This window comes from Actinoplanes awajinensis subsp. mycoplanecinus, assembly GCF_001509495.1.
Taxonomy (GTDB): domain Bacteria; phylum Actinomycetota; class Actinomycetes; order Mycobacteriales; family Micromonosporaceae; genus Actinoplanes; species Actinoplanes palleronii.
Map to the genome: position 1 here is coordinate 47,373 of NZ_LLZH01000296.1, position 24,120 is coordinate 71,492.

The following is a 24,120-nucleotide window of genomic DNA, read 5'->3' on the forward strand; positions in this document are numbered from 1 at the left end:
TATCGTTCCCGGCGACGCGGCGCGAGCTGATTCCGGAAGAACGGCGACGGCCGGAACCGGCAGCTTCCCCGGTGACCGGCCGATACGGGTGACGTGCAGATCGATCTCGGACGCGCCGGTAGTGCCCTGCTACGAGCCGCCGGTCCGATCGCGGTGGCCGTCGCCGTGCAGAGCGCCGGGAACCTGGCCTTCCACGCGCTGGTCGGCCGGCTCCTCGACCCCGCGGCGTACGGAGCGCTGGGCACGGTCCTGGCCGCCATGGTGATGCTGGGCATTCCGCTCGGCGCCCTGCAGACCGCCGCCTCGGCACACGCGGCGACCCACGGCGCGGGGCGGGACACCACCCGGCGGTCGCTGCGCTCGGTGGCGCTGTACGGCCTGCTGCCCGGTGTGGCCACGCTGGCCTGCGCGCCGCTGATCAGTGCGTACTTCCATCTCGACGGACTGTCCGAGGCGACGCAACTCGCGCCCTACCTGATCGTGGCCGCGGTGCTCGCCACCGCGCGCGGGCTGCTGCTCGGCACCGGGCAGATCTCCGCGGTGGCCTCCACCTACCTGGTGGCCACCGGGGTACGCCTGGTGCTCGGCCTCGGGCTCGCCGTGCCCTTCGGCGTCGCCGGCGCGCTGGCCGCGACCCTGCTGGGTGAGGTGGCCGCTTTGGCCGCCGCGGTCCGTGTCCTGTGGCGTGATCCGGACCGGACACCCGGCGTCCGGCTGCGGTTGAGCGCGGTGGGCAGCGCGGCCGTTGCGGTGACCGGCCTGTTCCTGTTCTCCACGGTCGACCTGCTGCTCGCCCGCCACCACCTCGCGGGCACCGCCTCCGGCTCCTACGTCGCCGCGGCGACGGTGGCCAAGACGGCACTCGCGCTGCCGGCCGGGATCATGGCGGCGGTCTTCCCCCGCCTGGTCGCGGCGTACCTCCGGCCCGGTCGCGGCCGGCTGCTGCTCAGCGTGCTGGCCGCCGTCGCCGGTCCCGCCCTGCTCGGCGCGGCGGTCCTGGCCGCGGCGCCGGCACTGGTGCTGCGCATCCTGTGGGGCGACGGGTACGCCGGGGACACCACGCTGGTCCAGATCCTCGCCACCGTCGCCGGGATCACCTCCGTGGTGACCGTCCTGACGAACGCCGCGCTGGCCCGCCGATCATGGACGACACTGATCCCGTGGGCCGGTGCCGTGCTCGAGGTCGTCCTCATCCAGCGGTGGCACAGCTCGGCCGCGCAGATAGCCGCCTGCTCGGCCGCGGCGCTGCTGCCCACTCTGCTGGTGGTCGCGGTGACCGAGGGACGCGCCTGGACCCGCCGTGTTCCCCGGGCCCTCCCGGAGGAGACCGCACTGACGGTGGCCGCACTCCGGTAAGGGGTTACACATGAGTTTCGCAGCGCGCACCCTGGTCGAGGCCCTGGCCGGCCCGGCCGCGATCACCGACGAGCACGGCCGGATCCTGGTCGCGAACGCACGGTGGCGGCAGTCCGGTCCGGCCGAGGGTGACGTGCTGACCAGGACCGACCAGGATTGCCCGGCGCACAACCGGCTGCCGGACCTGATCCGGGACATCCGGCCACCGGCGGACGCCGTGCTGACCTGCCGGTGCGGCCCGGTCCCGGCGACGACGATCAGGGTCAGCGGCCTGGAGAGCACCTGCGGTGCGCAGCGCCGCCTGATCGTCGCCGAGGCGGCCACCTCCGATGCGTCCCGGCAGCAGTTCCTCGCCCTGCTCGGGCACGAGGTGCGGACTCCGGTCACCACTGTCGTCGCCGCGATCGAACTGCTGCGGGCCCAGACCCTGCCGTCCGACGTCCGGGAGACCGTCGACAGCATGCATCGGGCAGTGCACGGGCTGCGGCTGCTCACCGACGACCTGCTGGACCTGGCCCGGCTGGAGACCGGAACGCTCCTCACCCGGCCCGGACCGGTGACGGTCCGGGACCTCCTGGAGAGCGTCGCCGAGCCGCTTCAGCAACAGACGCGGGAGAAGGGCATCCTGCTGCTCGCCGCGCGCGAGCCGAGCCTGCCCCCGGTGGTCGAGGGCGACGCCGACCGGCTGCGCCAGGTGCTCGCGGCCGTCGTCGGCAACGCGGTCCGGTACACCGACCGGGGCGAGGTGGTCGTCACGGCGCGGGCGGACGGCGGCGACGCCTACCTGATCGAGGTCTCCGACACCGGGCCGGGTATCGCCGGGGAGGATCAGGAGCGGATCTTCGAGCCTTTCGTGCAGGCCGGGTTCTCGGCCGCTCGGCGGCACGAGGGCGCCGGCCTGGGCCTGGCGCTGGCCCGGCGGCTCACCCGATGCCTGGACGGAACCTTGACCGTACGCTCGGAGCCCGGCCACGGATCCTGGTTCACCATCCGGCTGCCGCTGCGCCCGCTGCCGGGACCGGCCGGGCCCGGGGTCCGGACGCCGATCCGGACCCGGGTCGCCGTCGCCGCGCCCACCCTCCGTTCCGAGGAGGCGCTGGCCTGGATGGTCACCGCCGCGGGCGCCGACGCCGTCCGGGTGAGCCTCGACGACGTGATCGCCGGGCGGAGCGGCACCAGCGTCGTGGTGTGGTGCGACGACGCCCACGACCCCACCGCCGCGGAACGAGCCGAGGCGATCCTCGCCGCGGTCGGCGATTCCGGCCGGGCCTTGATGGTCAGTGCCACCGATCCGCGCACCGGGGTGGTGCGGCGGACCGGTGTGCTGAGCGCCCCGGTGACCGTCGACCGGCTCACCGCCGCTCTCCACCAGCAGCGCACCGGGGTGCGGGGCGCGCCGTTGCCGGTGGTGCCGCTCCCACCGGGACGGGTCCTGCTCGCCGAGGACAACGAGATCAACCGCACCGTGCTGCGTCGCATGATCGGGCTGATGGGAGTCGACTGCGACACCGTCGTGGACGGGGTCGCGGCGGTGGCGGCGTTGCTCGGCGAGACCCGCTACGACCTGGCGCTGATGGACATGCAGATGCCCGGGTTGGACGGGCTGGAGGCCACCCGGCAGATCCGCGCGGCCGGGTGCCGGGTGCCGGTCGTCGCCCTGACCGCGACGGCGCTGCCCGAGGACCGGGAGCAGTGCCTGGCCGCCGGGATGGACGGCTACCTCTCGAAGCCGATCACCTTGGCCGAACTGCGCCGGGCGTTGCTGCCGTATCTGACGACCCCGGCACCGGCGACCACGCCGCCCGTCCCCTCAGGCCCGGTCGTCCCCACGGACCCGCCCGTCGCCACGGACCCGCCCGTCGCCGCAGGCCCAGTCGTCGCCCCAGGCCCGGTCGTCGCCGCGGGCCCGGTGGAAAACGCCACTCCGGCGGCGCAGCCGGGCCCGCCGGAGGGCAGCGCCCTCTCACTGGTGCAGTTGCACGAGCTCGAGGCCCAGCTGGAGGACCGCGAACTGGTGGCCATGACCGTCAGCACCTTCCTGGCCGAGCTCAGTGGGCGCCGGCAGGGCATGACGGACGCGCTCGGCACCGGCGAGCACAACCGGCTGGGCGCGATCGCGCACACTCTCAAGTCCTCCAGTGCGCTGCTCGGCGCCGGGCCGCTGGCCGATGCCTGCGCCCGGGTCGAACGGCTGGCCGCCGCAGCCGTCGACGCCGGTGTCCTGGCCGCCGCGGTGGCCGAGGTCGACCGGGCAGCGGCAGCGGCCGAGATCGCGATGACCGTCTACCTCCACGCGGGCTGACCACCCGGAGACCGGACTCCCGGGCCGTGACGTGCCCGAGCCCGGTCAGCCGGCAGGCGGCGTGGCCGGCTCGGGGCACCGGACCGCCACCGATCAGGCGCGATGACCGGCCCGGGGCACCTGGCCGAAACCGGTCAGACGCGGTGACGGCCGGGATGACGGTAACGCCGCAGCTGGCCGCCGGCGGCCGGCGCGAAACGGCGCCGGAGCCACAGGCCGGCGATACCGGACAGCGCCAGCGCACCGGCCCAGGGGACCAGGTCCGCGACGCCGATCCCGGCCGCTCCCGGCGGCACCGCGCCGATCAGCGTACGCAGGTCACCCGCCGGGGTGTGGCCGGTGAGCAGCACACTCGTACCGGCGGCCGCGGCGGCCGTCACTGCGGTGCTGGCCGAGGTGAGGAGCATGTCCACCGCACCGGCCGGGTCCGCGGTGACGGAACGCTCGGCCTCCGAGCCGACTCGCACGCGCACCGCCGAGCCGCTCCGGAAGCCGACGGCGGACACCACCAGCCCACGGCCCGATCCGGCGGACCGCCACGCGACAGTCAAAGCGTCGGCGTCTCCTCCGTAGCCCGGCCCGTCGGCCCGGGCCGGCATCGGCGCGAGTCCCACGCCGAGCACCGCGGCGGCCAGGGTGAGACCGGCTCTGCGCAGGCCGGATACGGAGGTACGGGCAACGATCACGCTGCGATGGTGCCACGCCTCGGTTGCAGAACCGGTGCCGGAACCCGTCCGCCCGGTAGCTCCGCCGCCCGCCACCCGCCCCGGCCCGCCACCCGCCGATCGGGCAGCAACCGGGAGGTGGGGACGGCCCGAGGTTGCGAGGCGGCCGTTCGTGGAACGGGCAGGCCACCGGGCCGCACCCGACTGTTCTGATCTTCAAAGGACAGAACCGCTGGTTCGGCGCCGGGTTTTCCCGGCGCCGTTCCGCTTTTTTCACGGTACGAACGGGGAGTCCCGCCCGCAGGCTACAAGCCGAGTCCCGCCCGTGAGGCCCACGCGAGACCGCTCCGCCCCGGACCGCCACGCGCCTTCCGCTCAGTGGCTGGCTCTCCGGGGTGTCTCGCCGTCGGCGAGGCACCCCGGAGAGCCAGCCCGCCACCGTGACGCACCCGCGGTGCCGGGTTGCCACGGTTCCCGGCATGCCGGGAACCGGGATGCCGGCTCGGGGTCTACGCCGGGCGGGTGGCGGTCACGATCATGCGGTGGTGAGCGGCGGTCAGCGGGTGGCCGTCCTCGCCGTGCCCGGCGACCGTGGTGAAGCCGGCCGCGGCGTACCAGTCCCGGATCTCCGGGAAGCCGAACAGCCGCTTCAGGAACGTCAGCTTGCGCGCCGCGCCGTCCCGGATCACCGTGCGTTCCACCTCGAACCGGGCGGTCAGCGGATCGAAGTGGTGCCGGTCGACGAGCATGTCCCCGTTGTCCAGGGCCGCCGTGATCCGCGACGGCGTCCAGGACGTCAGGAACCGCGCCAGGTTGTCGAGGTCCATCGCGAGCCGGCCGCCGGGGCGCAGCACCCGCACGATCTCGTCGAGCACCGCCCGGTTCGAGGCGTCGTCGAAATACCCGAACGCCGTCGACCAGTTCACCACCCGGTCGAACCGCCCGGTCCACCCGGCCGGCAGCGCCCGCATGTCCCCGGCCACGAAGTCCACCTCCGCACCCCGAGCGGCCGCGTCCGACCGGGCCCGGTCCAGGAACACCTCGGAGAAGTCCAGCCCGGTCACCTCGCACCCGCGCCCGGCCAGCGCGATCGCCAGCGACCCGTGCCCGCAGGCCAGGTCCAGCACGGCCATCCCCGGCTCCAGCTCGAGCAGCCCCCCGACGAGATCAGCCACCGCGGTCCCGCCCACCGCGATGGGCACCGCCGGGCCGTGCGTCACCCCAGCCCCTCCCGCCGCCGCTCCGCCCGCGAAGAAGTGCAGATAGTCGTCGTCATACATGGCCAAGGCATCGAACAAGTCCACTGTCACCCCTCGACGCTAGACCGTCCGGGGCGACGCCGGTGCGCGATCCAGCGCACGCGATGCTCGCGTTCCGGAACGGCGGGCAGCGCGCGTCACCACCCCCGGCTGGTCCTCACGGCCCTATCGGGCGGGCCTTAACGGCCACCAGGCCCAGCCCGGCTCGCCGGGCTGGGCAGCAGCGCCCTTATAGAGCCCGGATAACGGCCACGAGGACCAGCCGGGGGCCTGACCACCCGGCCCGGCTCAGCGCCGGCGGTGGCCGGCGAGCGCCAGTGGTTGCTGAACGGGCCGTGACCCGACGATGGGGGCTCTCCGGGCTGGACGCGAAGGTCGTTGGTGGGCTTGGGCGGTGGTGGGGGTCATACGATCGGGGTGTGGCTGGGGTTGTGAGTGAGGGCGGGGCGCCGGCCTTCTGTTATCGGGTGACCAAGTACGACCCGGCGGATCGGGACGAGCGGGGGTCCTACGTCGGCGGCGAGGACGTCGTGAGTGATCACGGGGTGGTCGAGGCGGCCTACCTGGCCGCGGTCGGTGCGTTCGCGCGGACAGCGGGGTGACGACGCTGTCGGTCCGGGAGCCCTCCGTGGCCGGTCTGGTCAACTTCGGGGTCGAGGCGGCCGTCGACGGGCACGGGCTGGCCGGGCTGTTCCCGGCGGACCTCGCGGGCTATCACGACGGCGCCGAGATCCCGCTGTCCGTCGGCCTGGAACTGGTGCGGGCGATGCTCCGGGACAACGGCGCGTGGTGCCGCCTCGAGGTCGACGGGCGTTTCTCGGTGCACGTCGGCTGGGACCAGTACGTCTACGTCAGCAGCACCTCGGCCTGTGCCGGCGCCGTCGCGGCCACGCACCGGCTCGGGTTGTTCGCCGAGCCGATCCCGGAGTCGCCCTACCTTCCGGAGCCGCCCGAGTCTCCGGTGCGAGCCGCCGACGACGCGTTCTGGACGGACGTCGCCGGCCTCGTCGCCGCACAGGGCCCGGTGCTGCTGGAGGAGGGTTTCGTCGGGAACGCCTCGCGCTGGCACCGGCTCACCGCCGAGCGGCTCGGCCCCGTCCGCGCCGGGCTGACGCCGCGGTCCCGGCTGCTGCTCTGGCCGGACCTGTCCACCGACATCGCGTCGGTGCTGGCCGCTCTGCCGGCGGACGACAGCACCGTCGAAGTCGTCCGGGAGGACCGGTCCGGGACGATCACCAGCCGGTACGCCGAGGAGGACAGCTGCCCGGCGCTGCTCGCCGGCGCTCGGGCCGCTGCCGTCCTGTCGCTCTATGCCGACGAGCGGCATCCGCTGATGACCGCGGTGCTGCCGGACCCCGACGGTGTCCTGCGCGCGCGGTGGGCACCGTGATGACCGGCGAGCCGCACGGAGATCGCGGTGGCGGCGCGGGTCAGCACCTCGCGGCCGGGACCACGGCGTTGCCGGTCGTGGGCGAGGTGGATCCGGGAGAAATTTCCGGCGTGGTGTCGGATTCGGCGGTGGGCGTTCGTGGGATGGGTTGAGGGGTGGCCGGATCGGGCCGCCGGGAGTGAGGAGTGATCCGATGACGCGGTACCTGGTCTCGTTCAACGACGGTGCGATGGACCACATCAAGGACGACGAGTGGGAGGACCTGGCCACGTCCTCCAAGGCGGTGGTGCGGGAGGCCTGGGAGGCCGGGGTGTGGGTCTACGGCGGCGGGCTGCAGCGGCAGCGGGCCAGCGTCGTGGGCACCGACGGGCTGGTCACCGACGGGCCCTACCCGGAGACCAAGGAGGTCATCGGCGGGTTCTCGGTCATCGAGGTGGACACCCGCGAGGAGGCCCTCGCCTGGGCTGCCCGGATCGCGGCCGGGTGCCGGTGCGCGCAGGAGGTCCGCGAGCTGATGCCCGACCCCGAGCACGACAAGATGATCGGCCTGACTGATCGGCACAGGTGACGTCCTGACACGGCGGCCCGCCGCGTCGACGGCGGCGGGCCGGGGCCGGACCGGCGGGCCGGAGTGGCGGAGTGGCGGCCAGGGTTCGGGGCCAGGGTGGGGGCGGCGGTCCGGAGCGGCCGCCCCGCCCCGGATGCCCGCTCAGCGATCGGGAGCCGGGACGACGTCGCGCTGCTCGGCGGGACTGTGCACAGGTCGTACCGAAAAAGGATGATGGACCGGAAGCGGTCCGGCGGCTACGGGGAATGGGTCCAGAACAGCAGGACGTAGGCGCCGTAGCTCGCCGAGACGACCGCGAGGGTGACCAGGACCGCGATCACGGTGCGGATGCGGGCGGCGGCCAGCGCGATGGCGATCGGCAGCAGCAGCGGGAACGCCGGTACCAGCAGGCGGCCCTTGGCGTGGTAGTAGCCGTGACCGAAGATGACCATCGCGATGATAACCAGGGAGAAGACCGCGAGGGGCCAGGCGCGGGCGTCGCCGGAGAGCGCGAAGAACAGGGCGATCGCGGCCACCAGGACCACGGTGCACATCACGATGGCCAGGTCGCTCTTGCCGAGGAGCACGGTGCGGGCGGTCGACAGCGTGTAGTAGCCGTTGTCGTAGTACATGTTCCAGGTGTCCTTCTGGACACTGAAATAGCCGTTCAGGGTGCCGAGCCGGTCGCCGACCCAGCCGACGTAGGCGAGGAAGCCGAGCGGGGCGATCACGCCGCCGAGCCACGGGCGCCAGCTGTCCTGACGGCGGATCACCGCGACCAGCGCGGCCAGGCCGACCGCGGCGACCAGGGCGGCGCCGGTCGGGCGGGTCAGGCCCGCGAGGCTGCAGAGCAGACCGGCGATCAGCCAGTGCCGGCGCAGCACCGCGAACAGCGACCAGGCGCAGAGCGCGGTGAACAGCGTCTCGGTGTAGCCCATCGACTCGACGATGCCGTGCGGGATGACCGCCCAGACGCCGGCCAGCAGCACGCCGGTGCGGCGGTTGTGCAGGTGCGTCCCGATCGCGAACAGGCCCCACGCGGCGGCCAGGCCGGCCGCCCAGGCGATCGTGATCGCGGCGACCGTGGCGTCACCGGGGAGGACGTGGTCGAACGTCCAGATCAGACCGGGGTAGAGCGGGAAGAACGCCAGGTTGCTGGGGAGCGGCGTGCCGTCCGGGCGGAGCGCGAAGGCCGCGTCGTAGCCGCGGCTGATGACCGCGAGGTACCAGCCGCCGTCCCACCGGGTCAGCTGCTGCCAGAAGTCGCGGTGCAGGTTGTCGGCGGTGAGCCAGAACGCGATCAGTCCGGACGCGCGGAGGACGGCGTAGAGGGCCAGGGCCGGCCAGGCTGCCAGGAACCCGATCCGCCCGAGCACGGGCGGCGCCGCGACCGGGGCCGCGACGGCCTCGTCCACTGTGGTGACCGGCTCGACCGGCGTTTCACTCCCGGGAGACCGCTGTGCGGGAATCCGGGGTGACCCGGTGATAGTCTCGACATCTTCGGCCGTCAATCTGAGCTCCCCGGTGCGACTGCTTGGCGGTGCCGGGAGCTTACTGGACGTCCATTACGCCGGTGGTACCTGAGGACTACTCACAATCACGGCGAATGCGTCCAAAACCGGGCAAGATAAACGCCATAAATGGCGGAGATCACCGCAAGGACCGTCAAGACCGAGATCATCGTACGTCGATGGGCGCCGGCCAGTCCCGTGGCGATCGGGAGCAGCAGCGGGAAGGCCGGGATCAGCAGCCGGCCCTTGGCGTGGAAGTAGCCGTCGCCGAAGAACACCATCGCGACGATGACCAGCGAGAACACCGCGAGCGGCCAGGCGCGCCGGTTCGCCGAGAGCACCACGGCCAGCACGATCGCGGCGAGCAGCACCAGCGTGCACATCAGATAGGCCAGATCGACCCGCCCGGTGAGCAGCGTCCGGGCCGTGCCGAGCGTGTAGCCGCCGTCGTCATAGGACATCTTCCAGGCGTCCTTCTGGACGTGGAAATAGCCGTCGGCGCGGCCCAGCCGGTGTCCTACCCAGACGACGTACCCGAACAAGCCGATCGGGGCGATCAGGCCGGCCGCCCAGGGGCGCCAGCCGTCCCGGCGGGTGAGCCCGGCGGCCAGCGCGGCCAGCCCGACCGCGGCGATCAGCGCGGCGCCGGTCGGCCGGGTCAGGCCCGCGAGGGCGCAGAGCAGACCGGCGGTCAGCCAGTGCCGGCGCAGCACCGCGAACAGCGACCACGCGCAGAGCGCGGTGAACAGCGTCTCGGTGTAGCCCATCGACTCGACCATCGCGTGCGGGACGACCGCCCACAGCGCGGCCAGCAGCACACCGGCCCGGCGGCTGTGCAGATGCGTCCCGATCGCGAACAGGCCCCACGCCGCGACCAGCCCGGCGAGCCAGGCGAGCGTGATGCCGGCCGCCGCCGCGTCGCCCGGCAGGACCGGGTGGAGCAGCGCGATCAGGCCCGGGTAGAGCGGGAAGAACGCCAGGTTGGTGGTGGCCAGGGAGCCGTCCGGGTGCAGCGGGATGGCCAGGTCGTAGCCGCGGGTGGCGATGCCCGCGTACCAGCCGGCGTCGTAGCGGCCGAGGATCGCCCACAGGTCGCGGTGCGGGTCGGTGCCGAAGAACGCGAGGGCGAGCAGGCCGATCGCCCGCAGCGCGGCGTAGCCGGCGATCGCCGGCCAGGCGACCCGCAGGCCGACCCGGCGGCGCGGCGCCGGGAAGTCCCCGGCCGGGGCGGCCCGCGCCGGCACGTCGTGCTCCGGCGACCGTTGCGCGGGAATCCAGGTGAGGTCCGCGACTGCCAAAATCCGCTCCCGACTAACTCGACCACTCTGCGGGTCGGGAGCCTACTGATCTTTGGTGGCAGCGAAAGACCTGGTCAGAGGGTCCTCGGCAGAACCTGACCGGGTGACCGACCCGATCGGAGCCGAAGGGTTCACCCGGGTTGGTCCGGAAGTGTGAAGATCACCCGGGTGCCGCCGCCGGCGTTCTCCTCGAGCCGGATCACGCCACCGTGCCGGTCGACGATCCGCAGGCAGCTGGACAGGCCGATGCCGTGCCCGGCGGCGGACGTGCCCTCCAGCCGGGTGAACATGTCGAAGACCCGGCTGCGCTGCTCCGCCGGGATGCCCATGCCGTTGTCGGCGACCGTGACCGCCCAGGCGGAACCCTCCCGCGCCGCGCTCACCTCGACCCGGGGCAGCCGGTCCGGGTGGCGGTATTTGATCGCGTTGGCGATCAGGTTCTGCAGCAGCTGCCGGGCCAGCACCGGGTCGCACGAGATCGGCGGCAGCGGCCAGGGCGCGACCACCACGGCGTCCGAGGAGACGATCTCGGCGCGCAGGTCGGCGACCACGCTGTCGAACACCTCGCCGAGGTCGGCGATCACCCGCTGCACCGGCGCGCTGCCGGCCTTCGCGTAGCCGAGCAGCGAGCCGATCAGGTCGCGCATCCGGGTCACCGCCCGGGACGCCGCGTCCACCCAGGCGCGTTCCTGCCCGGACACCACGTCCTCGAGCAGCTCCAGATAGCCGCCGACCGCGCCGAGCGGCGCCACCAGGTCGTGGCTGACCGCGCCGGCGAAGTTGTTCAGGTCGGCGTTCGACCGGCGCAGCTCCTCGTTCGCGGCGGACAGCTCCCGGCGGGCCTGCTCGATCACCCGCTGCTGGGCCCGGTCGGTGGTGACGTCGTTCATGGCGACGACGGCGCCCAGCGGGGTACCGTCCGGCGCGATGAGCGCGCGACCGTTGCTGATCAGGTGCATCGGGCCTCCGGAGCGGCGCCGGATGATGATCTCGGCGTTGCTGACCGTGCCCTCGTGCAGCGCCCGCATCAGCGGGATCCGGTCGGCCGGCAACGGGGTCACGCCGTCGGTGTCGAACAGCGCGTAGCGGCCGGAGAAGTCGCTCGGGTCGACGGTCGGGTCGGCGTCCAGGCCGTGCCACTCCCGGGCGGTCCGGTTGAACAGGGTGAGCCGGGCGGCCTGGTCACAGGCGACCACGGCCACGTCGATCGTCTCCAGCAACGTCTCGGTCCACCGCTGCCGGGCCTCGGTGATCTCCACGAGCTCCGCGTTGAGCCGGGCCTGGCGGCGCCGCTCGAACAGCGCCAGGATCACCTGGGCCAGGTCCTCGAGCCGGGCGATCTGCTCGACGGTCAGCTCGTGCGGCTCGTTGTGGAAGACGCAGAGCGAGCCGAGCGCGTGCCCGTCCGGGGTGATCAGCGGCGCCGAGGCGTAGAACCGGACGTCGGCGAGAACACCGGTGACCCACGGGTTGGCCCGGTAGGTGGGGTCGACGCTGGCATCCCGGACGTAGGTGAACTTCCCGGTCTCGAACCGGATCGCGCACATCGAGTCGGAGCGGGCCGAGTCGCCGCCCTCGAACCCGACGGTGGTCAGCTGGCACTGCCGGTGCTCGTCGATCAGGTTCAGCGTCGCGGTCGGCACCCCGGCGACCGTCGCCGCGACCCGCACCACGGCCTCCAGCTCGTCCCCGGCCGGTGAGTCGAGCAGGCGGTACTCGTGCAGCGCGGCCAGCCGCCACTGCTCCCGCTCCTCCACCCGCGCGACGAGATCCACGTAGCCCCTATCGGCGGCCCGAAGCCGATCCTGACGAACGTGCCGTCAGCGCGTCGGCGAGCAGCCCGTCGATCACATCGCGCATCCGGACCACCTCGGCCGACCCGCCGGCGGCCTGCTCGTAGCCCTCGAAGGCGAGCAGTTCCAGGAAGCCGCCGACCGCGGCGAGCGGGGCGATCAGGTCGTGACTGACCGCCGCCGCGAAGTTGGTCAGGTCCGCGTTCGAGCGTTCCAGCTCGGTGTTCGCCGCGGCCAGGTGCTCGCGGGCCTCCTCGATCAGGCTGCGGCGGGTGTGCTCGGCGGTCACGTCGACCTGGGCCAGCACCGCGCCGACGATCTCGTTCTCCGGGCCGCGCAACGGGCTGGCATTGACCCGGACGCGCACCGGATCGCCGATCGGCCGGCGGATCACCATCTCCCGGCCGGTGAGCACCACGCCGTCGCGCAGCGCCACCTGCAGCGGCAGCTCGTCGTCGGGGACCGGGGTGCGCCCGTCCGGCTCGAACAGGCCGAACCGGGCGGCGATGTCGACCGGCAGCGGATCACCCTCGCCGCTGCGCCCGTGCCACTCGCGGGCCGACCGGTTCCAGAGCGTCACCCGGAAGTTCACGTCGCAGGCGATCACCGCGGCGTCGACGGTCTCCAGCAGGGCGTCGGTCCACTGCTGCTTGGCCCGCGCGGCGATGGCCAGGGCGCCCATCGTCCGGGCCTGCCGGCGCCGTTCGAAGAACGCGATGACGATCCCGGCCAGGTCGGTGAGGTGCGCGATCTGCTCGCCGGTCAGCTCGTGCGGCGCCTCGTCGAAGACGCACAGGGTGCCGAGCGCGTGCCCCTCCGGGGTGATCAGCGGCGCCGAGGCGTAGAACCGGACGCGGCCCAGGGCGCCGTTGACCCACGGGTTGGCGGCGTACCGGGGGTCCTGCGGGGCGTCCGGGACGTGGGCGAAGACCCGCGCGTCGAACTGCACCGCGCACATCGAGTCCTCGCGGGCGCAGTCGATCGGCGCGCCACCGAGCCGGACCAGCTGGTACTGCCGGGTCGCGTCGAGCAGGTTCAGGCTGGCCGAGGCCACCCCGGCGACCGTCGCCGCGATCCGCAGCACTGCCCGCAACTCCGCCTCCGGGGGCGTGTCGCGCAGCTGGTACTCGTGCAGCGCCGCGAGGCGCTCCTGCTCCACGCCGTTCCCATCGTCCGTTCCGGCGCTGAGCTGAGCGGCCCCACTTGATCGATGAGTGACGATAAGATCCGATGATGGACTTCGTGAAGCCCTTCGTGCTGCCCGTCGAGGACCGCGCTCCGGAACGCCAGGAATTCCACGACCTCTACCTGCCCGGCGACATCGCCGGACCACGCCCGGCGATCCTGGTCGTGCCGGGCGGTCCGCTGCCCGCCGAGGTCCGCCCGATCCAGCGCGACTGGCCGGTCTTCCAGGGATACGCCCGCCTGGCGGCGAGCCGGGGCACGGTGGGCGCGGTGGTTGATCACCGTCTGCATTCCCCCGATGCGTACGGTGCGGGCGCCGCGAACGTCGCCGCCGCGCTGGAGAGCCTGCGCAGCGACCCCCGGGTGGACGAGAACCGGCTCGCGCTGTGGTTCTTCTCCGGGTCGGGGCTGATGGCGGCCGACTGGCTGCGCGAGCCGCCGTCCTGGCTGCGCGTGGTGGCGCTGAGCTATCCGGTGCTCGTGCCGTTCCCGGGGTGGCCGCTCCAGGCCCGGTTCGACCCGGTGGCCGCCGTCGCCGAGGCCGGGGACCTGCCGATCGTGCTGACCCGGGTGGGCCGGGAGGACCCGGCGGTGGCGGTGGGGGTCGCCGCGTTCGTGGAGGCCGCCGCGAAGGCGAACCTGGAGATCGTCGACGTGCCGGACGGGCACCACAGCTTCGACGTGAAGGACGACACCGACCAGTCGCGGGCCGCGATCAGCCGGGCGGCCGATCTGGTGATCGCGAAGCTGGCCTGAAGACGGCGCTGCCGCCCGGGGTGGGGTCCGGGCGGCAGCTTTCTCGGTGCTGATCTACTCCGAGTCGGAGTCGGTCTCGTCGTCGGTGTCCGTGGACGTGTCGGTGCTGTCGTCGCTGGTGGCTTCGGGACTCGCCGTGGGGTCGGCCTCGTCGGTGCCGGCCTTACTCTCGGCGGCAGCGGGTGTGGCCTGGTCGTCGTCCTGCTCGACCGGTCCAGCGCTCTTGGCGGGGCTGGTCTTCGTGGCGCTGCTCTTCGTGGCGCTGCTCTTCGTGGCGCTGCGGCCGAGGTCGCGCAGGTCGGTCTCCATGTCGCCGCCGTTCCAGCGGTCGCCGCCGTTCCAGCGGTCCCCGCCGGTCCAGCGGTTGCCGCCGTGCCGGTGATCGTCGCCGACCAGGCGGTCGCCGTGCCGGCGGTCGTTGCCGTGCAGGCGGTCGCCGGTGCGCAGCCGGTCGCCGGTGTTCCAGCGGTCGCTGACGGTCCAGTCGTCCGGCTCGAGCGGGTCCGGCTCGTCGTTGACCCGGGCGAAGCCGTCGGCCCCGCTGAAGGCGTCGATCCCGGCGAAGCCGTCATTTCCGGTAAAACTGTCGGTTCCGGTGAAGTCGCCGGCCCGGGCGAGGTCGTCGAACAGGTCGCCGCCGAAGCTCGCCGGGTCGAAGTCGTCGGCGCGGGGCAGCGAGATCGGCATCCCGGAGTGGGTGAGCAGGTAGATCTGTGAGTCCAGGTCACCGCGGTCGGCGTCGAAGCAGACCTGCGAGCCGTCCAGCCAGCTGTTGTCGAAGGTGACGTCGGTGATCCCGCCGTGGAAGCGGTCGCAGTCCCGGTCGACCGAGGTCGGGCGGCTCAGGTCGTGGACCCAGGCGGGGCGCTGCCGGGTGGGCCGGTCGACCCGGACCGGGCGCTTCACCCGGGTGGGGCGCTTCACCCGGGTGGGGCGGTGCTTCACCGGGCGCACGGCAGCCGGACGAACAGCAGCCGGACGAACGGCGGCCGGGCGAACAGCGGCGGGCCGGACGGCGGCCGGGTGTCCGGCGGCCGGGGGCTCGACGGCGGCCGGCGGGTCGACGCGGACCGGGGGCTCGACGGCCGGCGCGTGGTGGACCACGATCGGCTCGGTCACGACGGGGTGCTGGTTGGTGGCGTTCTGACCAGCGGGGTTCTGGGCCGAGCCGGGATTGTTGACCGCGCCGCCGGTGTTTGCGCCGCTTCCCTGCGCCTGGCCGGCCGGGTGTCCGGAATTGCCGGTGGCCGCGCCGCCGGGCTTCGGGGCGCCGCCGGGCGAGCCGCCGAGGCCCGGGCCGCCGACCGCGCCGGGACCGGTGACGATCCCGGGAGTGCCGACCGCGATCCCGCCGAGGCCCAGCCCACCGCCGTGCGCCCTCACGCCACCGCCGGTCGCGCCACCGCTGTGCGCGCCCAGGCCGCCGCCGTGCGCGATCGCGCCACCATTCGCGCCGCCGCTGCCCACGCCCGCGCCGCCGCCGGTTGTGCCGAGGCCGCCACCCGGGCCGAGCCCGTGGCCCGGCGACCGGTTACCACCCGGTCCACTACCGGCCCCCGGCTGCCCGGAACCCGAGCCGTAACCCGACCCGCCTGCCGCAGTACCGATCCCGCCGGAACCGGAGCCGCTCCCGGTGCCACCCGCGAAGTCACCGCCGGTGCCGGCCGGTGCCTGGCCGGTGGCGTCCGGCGCCGGGGCCGCACCGTCCCCGGCCACGTCCGGCTGCGCCGGGTCGAGGGTCTCCCAGGTCGTACCGGGCGGTGGCAGCTCACCCGCGAACGGCACCTCGTCATCGCCGGTGCACCCGGCGACGACGGTCAGCAGCAGGGCGGCGCCGAGCGCGGCTCCGATCCGGCGCGGGCGTACGGGCAGAAATTCGGTGCGCTCCATAGGTGGTCCACTCCCGTCCGTGGACGCCATGATCAGCATCCGGGCGGGGTTCACTATCCACCGTCCAGCCCCGACGGTGCCGACGTTGGATCTTCGACACACCCGCCGGGGCGATCCTTACCACCCCGCGGGTGACCTGCCGGAATTACTGGGCTCCCGGCTCGTTCACGCGCTGTCAGCGGTGCCAGCGCAGCGGGCCCGGGTGCACGCTCCACCAGAGCTTGCGCCACCAGGAGCGCCGTTCGCGGAGCGTCGCGGCGTACGAAAGAGCTTGTGCCCCGGCCCGATCCGCCTGCCCGGAGTCGGCGGCGCCGGGCGCGAACCCGACCGTGTTGAGCGCGCCCACCAACTCGTCCAGCGCGGGCAGCGGCTCCGTCGAAGCGGGCGCCGGGGCGGCCCGCCGGAGAAAGCCGGTGCGCAGCGGCGGCGGCACGGCGGCGTACGCGGACATCTCGGTGGCCGACAGGTGATCCGGCACCGGCTGGCCGGAGAGCCGCAGCGCGTCGGTGAACTCCCGCCACGCCCCGGTGATCCGGTCGTCCGGGCTGCCGTCGTAGAGCCGCCGGCGCCGCAGCCCCCGGCGCAGCTGGACCACGGTCAGCGCGGCGAGACCGAGCAGGACCAGCAGCGACCCGGACACTCCCCCGGCCACCACGCCGGCCGGCGTCCCGCCCCCGGCGGCGACCGGCGCGGCCACCGCCGACAGCGACGGCGCCGCGGTCTCCGGCGGCGCGGTCGTCTCCGGCGGCGTGGTCGGCGGGGTGCTCGGCTTCGGGATGAAGTCCTGCTCGACCGGCGTCGGGTCGTCGGTGGCCGGCATCGGGTCGAACGCCACCCAGCCCAGCCCGTCGAAGAGCACCTCCGGCCAGGCGACCGCGTTCCCGCCGGTGACCTGGCCACCGGCGGCCGGCGCGGTGAACCCGACGACCACCCGGCTGGGCAGCCGGGTCAGCCGGGCGAGCAGGGCGAACGACGCCGCGAACTGTTCCGACGTGCCCTCCTGACCGCCCTGGCCGCGCGGGCCGAACAGGAAGTACGCGAGGTTCGGGTAGGCGTGCCCGGTCGGCGCGTCCGGGGTCTCCCGGTAGTGCTGGGCCAGGAACTCCTGGATCGCCACGGCCCGGTCGTACGCGGCGCCGTTGCCGTCGGCGAGGTGGTCGGCGAGCTTCTGGATGGTGTCCGGCACCCCGGTGCCGACCTTCAGGTAGCGCACCACCGCGTCACCGTCCGGCGCGCCGGCGGTGGGCAGCATGTTCAGGTCCGGGGACTGCACCCGGGAGGTGACCGTGTAGGTCAGGCCCTTGGTCAGCCCCTCCGGCCGGATCAGCGTGCCGGTGACCGCGTCGTAGGCGACCCGCGCACCGGAGACCTCGGCCGGGGTGGCGATCGCCGGCAGCAGCCGGCCGGTCAGCCCGGAGACGGTGATCTGCTGGCGTACCTCGGTGGTTTCCGCACCCGGCAGGCCGGGCTGCTCGGGCAGCACCCGGCCGGCGTTGCGGTAGGTCCCACCGACCTTCCAGGTCACGCCGTCGTAGTCGGAGAGCACCGCGAGCCGCACCTTGACGGTGCCGGGCTTGCCGGTCGGCGGGGTGGCCGGCTGGTAGGTGAAGAGCTGCTGCTTGGGGGTGAGCATCCAGCCGGAGATGCGGTTGAGCGGGCTCTCGTCGAGGCTGTCGACCTGGGGCGGTTCGACGTACTGCCGGGGGTCGACCGGTGCCGCACTGACCTGGCCGCTGATCCACGGCCCGACGACGGCGCCCAGCCCGAGCACCACCACCAGGCCCGCCGCCGCACCACCGAGCGCCTGTGTCCGGATTTTTCCGGATACTTCGACCGGCGGCGTCACGAGCGCGATCACCACCAGCGCGGCGAACCCGAGCGTCGGCCCGACCGCCGCCCCCGCGTTCGGCCCGACCACGTAGAGCGCGCCCGCATACAGCAACACCGGCGTCAGCGACCCGAGCAGCACCCGCCGCGCCCGCACCCCGACCTCCACCGCGGCCAGCCCGGCGAGCCAGGTCGCGATCACCGGCACCACCACGGTGTCCGGCGTGGACTCCACCGGGATCAGCGCGGTCAGCAGCCGCGGGATGCCGTTGACCAGCGCCTCGCGGACCATCGCCGGGAACGGCGTGGCCAGCCCGGCGTGCCCGGCGGCAATCTTCAGCGCCAGCGCGGTGTACCCGGCGAGCAGCACCGCGGAGACCGGCGCGGCACTCCAGGACGGCAGCCGCCTGGTCAGCAGCCCGGCGCCGACCGAGCCGGCCGCGGCGCCCGCGACCAGCTGGACGAGCAGGTCGTCGGCGTAGATCCGGCCGAGCACCAGACCGGCCAGCGACAGCATGCCGATCAGCGCGACCACGACCACGGTCGTGCGGAGCCACCTCACCACCCGCGGACCCCGTCCCACGCGGCGGCGAACTCGGCGCCGTCGTCGGCCTCGATCACGATCAGCCGGTCACCGGCCGCGACCGGCGCGCCGTCCCGGTCACCGAGCAGCGCGGCGAGCACCACCGGGTACGTGCCGCGCAGCGAGCTGACCGTGCCCAGGTCGGCACGACCGCCCGGGCCGGTGAGGAAGACCAGCGTGTCGCCGAGCCGCTGGGCGCGCAGCCGGCGCAGGGTGCCGTCCAGGTCACCGGGCTGCAGCGCGGCCTCGGTGAGCACGTCGAGGTAGGGACCGGTCACCACCGTCGAGACCAGGTGCAGACCGACGGGCAGATCCTCGCGTACGGCCGCGGCCACGATCGACGCGGCCGCCTCGCACGCCGACTCGAACGCCTCGGGATCCGGGTACGACCCGGCCCGGTCGTCGAGCAGCACCACGATCGTCGGCTCCGAGGTGTCCAGCTGTTCGCGCACCATCAGCTCGCCGACCTTGGCCGAGCTGCGCCAGTGCACCCGGCGCAGCTCGTCACCCACCACGTATTCGCGCAGCGCGTCGAAGGTGATCGAGCCGTGCGGCACCTTGTCGATCCGGCCGTCGAGGCTGCGGGCCATCCCGGCCGGTGTCGCGCGGAGCAGGTGGATCCGCGGGTGCACCCACACGGTGGCGATCTCACCGTACGTCCGGGAAAGCCGGACCAGCGCGAGCGGATCGCCCCGGGTGACCCGCAGCGGCCCGATCGGCACGATGCCCCGGCGGTCGGTCGGCACCGGGTACTCCACCGTGGTGTCGTTGCCGGGACGCAGGCGCAGCAGCGGGACCGGGACGGTGGTGCGGCCGCAGCGGTCGGTGGCGACCAGGCTCGCGGCGCGCAGCCGGCTGGTGTTGTGCACGGTCAGCCGCATCCGCGCGGGCTCGCCGCGGGCCACCCGGTCCGGTTCGGCGACCCGGTCCACGCCGAGCCGTGGCCGCCAGAACGCGAAGACCAGCGCGCAGCCGGCCGCGACCAGTCCGGCCGCGCCGAGCAGGGCGAGGTCCGGGTACCCGGACGTGAAACCGGCGGTGAGCAGGGCCAGCGCCGCGACGACCAGGCCGATGCCGCGAGCGGTCACGCGCTGGCCGGCAGCGGCACCGCCACCGAGCTGATCGCGTCGGCGAGCACGTCACCGGCGGTCACCCCGCGCAGCTGGGCGTCGGCGGAGAGCAGCACGCGGTGCGCGAAGACCGGCTCGACGAGCGTCTTCAGATCCTCCGGCAGGACGTACCCGCGACCGTTGATCAGCGCGTAGGCGCAGGCCGCGCGGGTCAGCGCGATCACACCGCGCGGGGAGACACCGACGCGCACCTGCGGGTGGTTGCGGGTCGCGGCCGCGAGCCGGACAGCGTACGTGTACAGCGGATCCGCGACGTGCACCTGCAGCGCCATCTTCACCATCTCGCCGACCGTGGCGGTATCGGTGACCGGTTCGAGGGTGTCCGGCGATCGGGTGGCGGCGCCGCGCAACACCTCGATCTCGACCTCCTCGTCCGGGTAGCCGACCGACAACTTCACCAGGAACCGGTCCAGCTGGGCCTCGGGCAGCCGGTACGTGCCGTCCATCTCGACCGGGTTCTGCGTGGCCACCACCAGGAACGGCTGTGGCACCGGGTGCGGCACGCCGTCGACGGTGACCCGGCGCTCCTCCATCACCTCGAGCAGCGCCGACTGGGTCTTCGGCGACGCCCGGTTGATCTCGTCGGCGATGACGATGTTGGCGAACACCGGGCCGGGGTGGAACTCGAAGGCCCGGCTCGCCTGGTTGAAGATGGTGACACCGGAGACGTCCGAGGGCAGCAGGTCCGGGGTGAACTGGATCCGCCGCCACTGCCCGCGCACCGACGCCGCCAGGGCCCGGGCCAGGGTGGTCTTGCCGACCCCGGGCACGTCCTCGAGCAGCACGTGGCCCTGGGCGAACAGCGCGGTCAGGGCGAGCCGGACCACCTCCGGCTTGCCCAGCACGACCGAACCGATCCGGTCGGCGAGCTGGCCGGCCACCTGGGCGAACCCGGTGATGTACGACGGCGGCAGCGGTTCGGTGCTCACAGTTCGGTCCTCATCAGCAGGTGGGCAGGTTGGCCAGGTCGTCGTTGTCGTCGAGGTTCAGCCAGGCCCAGGGGATGTAGGTCTTCCCCTCGTACGCGATCTGGATCCACCAGGTGCTCACCTTGTTGCTGTTGTAGACATACGCGTCCACCTTGTCGCCGGTCTTCTTGCAGTACGCCTGGAGCCGGGTGCCGTTCTTCACCCAGCCGGCCTGCTGGGAGTTCACCTGCTGGGTGATCTTGAAGATCTCGTTGCCGTTGCGGCCGTCCACGTCGGCGTCGCAGTACGTCTTCTGGTCCCCGCTGTCACCGTTGTTGCAGGTCGCGGTGCCCATGAGCTTCGGCGTCGTCCCGTTGGCGGTCTTGGTGACCTTGCCGGCCGCGTTCGACGCCGTCACCGTGAAGGTGTAGTCGGTGCCCGGCGCGAGCTTGCTGGCCTTGAGGCTGGTGCAGCTGCCGTCCGAGCCGGTGCCGTCCGGCACGGTCAGCGCGCAGGTCGCCTTGCCACCGCCGGCGTCCACGCTGAACCCGACGGTCGCCGTGGTGTACGCGGTGTCCGTCCCGGTCACGGTGATCGCGGGCGGCGCGACGGTGCGCGCCGTCGCGGTGGCCGTCTCGCTCTCGCCGCCCTCGTTGACCGCGAGCACCTCGACCGCGACGGTCTCCCCCGCGCCGAAGCCGGTCAGCGTCGCCGCCGTCCCGTCGGTGACGTCGGTGCTCCTGCCGCCGGCCTTCACCACGTACTTGCTGATCGCGCGGCCGTTGTCGGCAGGTGCGGTCCAGGTGACCTGGACGGTGCCGGCCTTGTCGGAGACCGTGGCGGCCGCCAGGTTCTCCGGCTTGCCGGGCTTGGTGAACGGCACGACGCTGTTGCTCACCGCGGACGCCTTCGAGCCGGCGCCGCGCTCGTTGACCGAGACCACGGTGAACGCGTACTGCTTGCCGTACTCCAGCTGGCCGGCCGGGATGGTCAGGGTGGGCTCCTTGGCGTCACCGGCCGGGGCGGAACCGCCCTCGGCGACACCGGTCACCGTGTACCGGGCGATCGCCAGGCCCTGCCCGTTCGCCGCCGGCCAGGTCACCGTGACCGAGCCGTCCGGCTTCGCCTCGGCGACCGGGGTGCCCGGCGGGTCCGGCACCTCGGAGGTGGGCTTGACCGGGTTGCTGCTCCTCGGCGGGCCGTTGCCCTTCCGGTTCACCGCGTACACCGCGAACTGGTACGTCTCGCCGTTCGTCAGCCCGGGCACCACCAGCGAGCGCTGACTCGCGCCGACCTGAAACGTCTGGTTGTTGCCGGTCACCACGTACTTCGTGATCGACGCGCCGTTGTCGGCGGCCGGCTGCCAGGTCACCCGGGCCTCGGCGTTGCCGGCCGCGGCCCGCACGTTGCGCGGCGCGCCGGGCTTGGCGACCACCGGCTTCACCGGCTTCTTCTTCTCCGGCGGCGGCGTGGCCGGCGGCGTCTTCACCTTCGGCGGATCACCACCGAGGACGTCGTCGGCGTACTTGTCGACCACCCGGACGCCGTGCTCACCGTCGACCACCCGGGCGGTCGACGAGCCGGGCGCGTTGATGAACAGGTAGCCCTCGCGGATGTCCAGCTCCAGCGGCCCGCCGGGACGCTGGAACGTGATCGGCTTCTGCTCCTGGCCGGCCTGGTCGAAGACGTGCACGGTGCCGCCGTCGGTGTCGGCGACGTAGTAGTAGTCCTCCCAGGCGACCGCGGGCTGCAACTGCGACGGTGCGCCGGTCACGGTGAACTTCGCCTTGACCCCGCCGGCCGCGTCGATCCCGAGGACCTCGCGCGAGTCCGGCACGGTGACCGCCACGGTGCTGCCGTCGGTGTGCGCCGGCAGCGTGCCCGGCCCGGTCAGCGGCAGCGTGACCCGTGAGGTGGCGGTGTCGCCGACCCGGGTCAGCTCGTTCGTGGTGCGGTCCAGCACCGCGACGCCGTCGTCCAGAGTGGTCAGCTCGAAGTCGTGGCTGGCGCCGCCGACCGGCTCGGTACGGACCCGCTGCGGGTCACCGGTCACCTTCTCGCCGGCCCCCTCGGTCGCCGACGGCGCGGGCGTCACCGCGGTCACGGTGCCCTCGCTGGGCGCCACGATCCAGAGCCGGCCCTTGCCGTCGAACGCGCCGCCGGTGATCCCGGGCGGGAAGCTGATCGGCTGGCCGACCGCCTGCAGGCTGGCCGGGTCGACCTGCTGCACCTTGCCCTGCACCGAGTCGACGACGAACGCGGACTTGTCGTGCAGCGCGACGCTGACCCCGATGCCCGGCGACGACTGCTGGTTCCAGAACGCCTGCAGGTCGGTGAGGTCCATCGACGCGATCGCGCCGGTGGTGACGTCGCGCAGGATCACGAACCGGTCGCTCTGGCTGACCTGCAGCCCGTGCCCGCGGGCCTGACCGACGTCCACCCGGGTGTCGATCTTCGCGGTGACGCCGTTGACCCGGGACACCTCGCCCTTGCCCCGGCTCCACACCCAGGAGGCCGCGTCGAAGCTGGCCACCGCCTCGTCGGCGGCGCCGAGACCGAGCACGGTCAGACCGAGACCGGCGGTGAGCGCCAGCACCGTTCCCATCGTGACGAGATACCCACGACTGGGTAACCGACGCTGGCGTGCCTCGGCCGGCGCGGTGTCTGTGCTGCTCACTGCGGCTGTCCCCCCGTTGGCGAACCTTGACGTGTCCAGGACGCAGGCCATCATAGGGTGATTGCGGCGAGCGTCGATACCCGCCGTGTGCGCCCTATGTGCTCAGTTCTGCCCGCGGTCGGTGCATTTCTGCTCGGACGTGGCGAACGTGTCGATGGCGTAGACGGCCACCACCGCGAAGCAGTAGTCGAGCTCCGGGTTGAGCCCTTCGATCGTCTTCGACGTCACCCCCGGGCTCACGTTCTGCGCCGGTTTCAACTGCTCACCCGGATGCCCCATCGTGATCATGAAGCTGACCTTGCCGCCCGCCGGGTCGGCCCAGGAGATGTCGATCCGGGTCCGCCGATCGGTGAGCGCCACCTGCGCGGGCGGATCCCCGGCGAGCGTCGGAGTGTCGTTCTTCTCATCCTTCTGGGTCCGGTCCGCCAGGGTGAAGACCATCGCCACGACGGCCACGATCGCGGCCAGGACCGCGGCGATCACCGCGAAGAGCGCCATCCCCCGCTTCCGGTGCGAGGCGGGTTGCGGTTCATTCCCCCTTCCGTACGCGGGGAAAGCACCGTCCGGCGCCGCACCCTGCTGCCAGACACCCGCCTCGGTCTGCCGGTAGCCGCCGGCCTGCTCGTAGCCGGCCTGCTGGTAGGTGGCCTGCTGGTGCCCAGCCTGCGGATAGGCGGCCTGGCCCGGGTGGTAGATGCCCTGCTCATACCCGGCGTGACTGACGTAGCCGGCCTGGTCGTAGCCGACGGCCGGATCGTAGGCGGGGTCGGAGGTCGGAGCGGGGCCCGGCTGGTAGCGGCTGGCCTGGGCGGCCGCCTGGGGGTAACCGGAGGTCGGCGCCGGACCCGGCCGGTAGACGCCGGGCGGGGTCGAGGCCTGGGGGTATCCGGGGCCTGACGTCTGCGCGGGGCCGGGCTGGGTGGCCTGGGGATGTCCCGGGCCTGACGCCTGCGCGGGGCCCGGCCGGTAGACCCCGGGCTGGGTGGGGGCCTGCTGGTGGGGCTCGGCACGGTGGGGGTCGGGTTGCGGCGCCGGGGCCGGGG

At 73.4% G+C, this 24,120-nt stretch carries 17 protein-coding genes and 1 pseudogene; 6 read left to right on the forward strand and 12 right to left on the reverse strand.

Going from position 1 to position 24,120, the window contains the following annotated elements; translation table 11 throughout:
- Nucleotides 1-93 precede the first annotated feature (93 nt).
- Nucleotides 94-1,356 (forward strand): polysaccharide biosynthesis protein, encoded by a 1,263-nt coding sequence (locus ADL15_RS34685; RefSeq protein WP_067700052.1) that lies wholly within the window; start codon nt 94-96, stop codon nt 1,354-1,356.
- 10 nt (nt 1,357-1,366) lie between these two features.
- The gene (locus ADL15_RS34690) at nt 1,367-3,658 is read left to right on the forward strand and encodes a hybrid sensor histidine kinase/response regulator (RefSeq protein WP_067700055.1); all 2,292 of its coding nucleotides are present in this window, start codon (nt 1,367-1,369) and stop codon (nt 3,656-3,658) included.
- A 134-nt stretch (nt 3,659-3,792) separates the two neighbouring features.
- Here the strand turns inward: ADL15_RS34690 and ADL15_RS34695 are convergent, their stop codons facing one another.
- Both ADL15_RS34695 and ADL15_RS34700 read right to left on the reverse strand, forming a co-directional pair.
- A complete protein-coding gene (locus tag ADL15_RS34695; protein ID WP_067700058.1) occupies nt 3,793-4,344 on the reverse strand; it encodes a hypothetical protein in 552 nt (183 codons plus the stop codon).
- A 488-nt stretch (nt 4,345-4,832) separates the two neighbouring features.
- Complete coding sequence (locus tag ADL15_RS34700) at nt 4,833-5,633, reverse strand: class I SAM-dependent methyltransferase (RefSeq protein WP_067700061.1); 801 nt, start codon at nt 5,631-5,633, stop codon at nt 4,833-4,835.
- A 368-nt stretch (nt 5,634-6,001) separates the two neighbouring features.
- Here ADL15_RS34700 and ADL15_RS54605 point away from each other — a divergent pair, with 368 nt between their 5' ends.
- The 3 genes from ADL15_RS54605 to ADL15_RS34710 all read left to right on the forward strand — a co-directional run bounded on the left by ADL15_RS54605 (nt 6,002) and on the right by ADL15_RS34710 (nt 7,540).
- Complete coding sequence (locus ADL15_RS54605) at nt 6,002-6,184, forward strand: hypothetical protein (RefSeq protein WP_198171142.1); 183 nt, start codon at nt 6,002-6,004, stop codon at nt 6,182-6,184.
- Nucleotides 6,181-6,972, forward strand: coding sequence for a hypothetical protein (locus ADL15_RS34705; protein WP_198171143.1), 792 nt, complete (start codon nt 6,181-6,183; stop codon nt 6,970-6,972). Before ADL15_RS54605 ends, ADL15_RS34705 begins: the two co-directional genes overlap by 4 nt.
- A gap of 193 nt (nt 6,973-7,165) precedes the next feature.
- Nucleotides 7,166-7,540 carry a YciI family protein gene (locus ADL15_RS34710; protein WP_067700064.1) on the forward strand — a complete coding sequence of 125 codons (375 nt, stop codon included), beginning with the start codon at nt 7,166-7,168 and terminating at the stop codon, nt 7,538-7,540.
- A gap of 236 nt (nt 7,541-7,776) precedes the next feature.
- On the opposite strand, the gene ADL15_RS34715 is transcribed toward ADL15_RS34710, so the two are convergent.
- From ADL15_RS34715 to ADL15_RS34730, 4 genes are all read right to left on the reverse strand, one after another.
- Nucleotides 7,777-8,934: a glycosyltransferase family 39 protein gene (locus ADL15_RS34715; RefSeq protein ID WP_198171144.1), complete on the reverse strand. Its 1,158-nt coding sequence runs from the start codon at nt 8,932-8,934 to the stop codon at nt 7,777-7,779.
- A gap of 182 nt (nt 8,935-9,116) precedes the next feature.
- Nucleotides 9,117-10,328, reverse strand: coding sequence for a glycosyltransferase family 39 protein (locus ADL15_RS34720; RefSeq protein ID WP_067700067.1), 1,212 nt, complete (start codon nt 10,326-10,328; stop codon nt 9,117-9,119).
- Nucleotides 10,329-10,459: 131 nt separating this feature from the next.
- Nucleotides 10,460-12,103, reverse strand: a complete 1,644-nt coding sequence (locus tag ADL15_RS34725) for a sensor histidine kinase (RefSeq protein WP_269748409.1) — start codon at nt 12,101-12,103, stop codon at nt 10,460-10,462.
- Between the two features lie 7 nt (nt 12,104-12,110).
- Nucleotides 12,111-13,280 (reverse strand): PAS domain-containing protein, encoded by a 1,170-nt coding sequence (locus ADL15_RS34730; RefSeq protein ID WP_067700070.1) that lies wholly within the window; start codon nt 13,278-13,280, stop codon nt 12,111-12,113.
- Nucleotides 13,281-13,351: 71 nt separating this feature from the next.
- On the opposite strand from ADL15_RS34730, the gene ADL15_RS34735 reads away from it, so the two are divergent.
- Nucleotides 13,352-14,062, forward strand: a complete 711-nt coding sequence (locus tag ADL15_RS34735) for an alpha/beta hydrolase family protein (RefSeq protein WP_232344737.1) — start codon at nt 13,352-13,354, stop codon at nt 14,060-14,062.
- Between the two features lie 54 nt (nt 14,063-14,116).
- On the opposite strand, the gene ADL15_RS34740 is transcribed toward ADL15_RS34735, so the two are convergent.
- The 6 genes and pseudogenes from ADL15_RS34740 to ADL15_RS54610 form a co-directional block, all read right to left on the reverse strand.
- Nucleotides 14,117-15,952, reverse strand: a complete 1,836-nt coding sequence (locus ADL15_RS34740; RefSeq protein WP_067700073.1) for a hypothetical protein — start codon at nt 15,950-15,952, stop codon at nt 14,117-14,119.
- A gap of 175 nt (nt 15,953-16,127) precedes the next feature.
- Entirely contained in the window at nt 16,128-18,296 is a 2,169-nt protein-coding gene (locus ADL15_RS34745; RefSeq protein ID WP_067700105.1) for a DUF3488 and transglutaminase-like domain-containing protein, read from the reverse strand.
- 41 nt (nt 18,297-18,337) lie between these two features.
- Nucleotides 18,338-19,450, reverse strand: a complete 1,113-nt coding sequence (locus tag ADL15_RS34750; protein WP_067700076.1) for a DUF58 domain-containing protein — start codon at nt 19,448-19,450, stop codon at nt 18,338-18,340.
- A complete protein-coding gene (locus tag ADL15_RS34755) occupies nt 19,447-20,421 on the reverse strand; it encodes an AAA family ATPase (protein ID WP_067700079.1) in 975 nt (324 codons plus the stop codon). The genes ADL15_RS34750 and ADL15_RS34755 overlap by 4 nt, the downstream gene beginning before the upstream one ends.
- A gap of 13 nt (nt 20,422-20,434) precedes the next feature.
- Nucleotides 20,435-23,005 carry a fibronectin type III domain-containing protein gene (locus ADL15_RS34760; RefSeq protein ID WP_067700082.1) on the reverse strand — a complete coding sequence of 857 codons (2,571 nt, stop codon included), beginning with the start codon at nt 23,003-23,005 and terminating at the stop codon, nt 20,435-20,437.
- Between the two features lie 174 nt (nt 23,006-23,179).
- Nucleotides 23,180-24,120, reverse strand: a pseudogene (locus ADL15_RS54610) (hypothetical protein); the annotation flags it as partial.

Coding starts and splice junctions, on each gene's coding strand:
- ADL15_RS34760 (WP_067700082.1), bottom strand. CDS start 23,005: ATGGGAACGGTGCTGGCGCTCACCGCCGGTCTCGGTCTGACCGTGCTC.
- ADL15_RS34735 (WP_232344737.1), top strand. CDS start 13,352: ATGATGGACTTCGTGAAGCCCTTCGTGCTGCCCGTCGAGGACCGCGCT.
- ADL15_RS34740 (WP_067700073.1), bottom strand. CDS start 15,952: ATGGAGCGCACCGAATTTCTGCCCGTACGCCCGCGCCGGATCGGAGCC.
- ADL15_RS34690 (WP_067700055.1), top strand. CDS start 1,367: ATGAGTTTCGCAGCGCGCACCCTGGTCGAGGCCCTGGCCGGCCCGGCC.
- ADL15_RS34710 (WP_067700064.1), top strand. CDS start 7,166: ATGACGCGGTACCTGGTCTCGTTCAACGACGGTGCGATGGACCACATC.
- ADL15_RS34745 (WP_067700105.1), bottom strand. CDS start 18,296: ATGCTGTCGCTGGCCGGTCTGGTGCTCGGCCGGATCTACGCCGACGAC.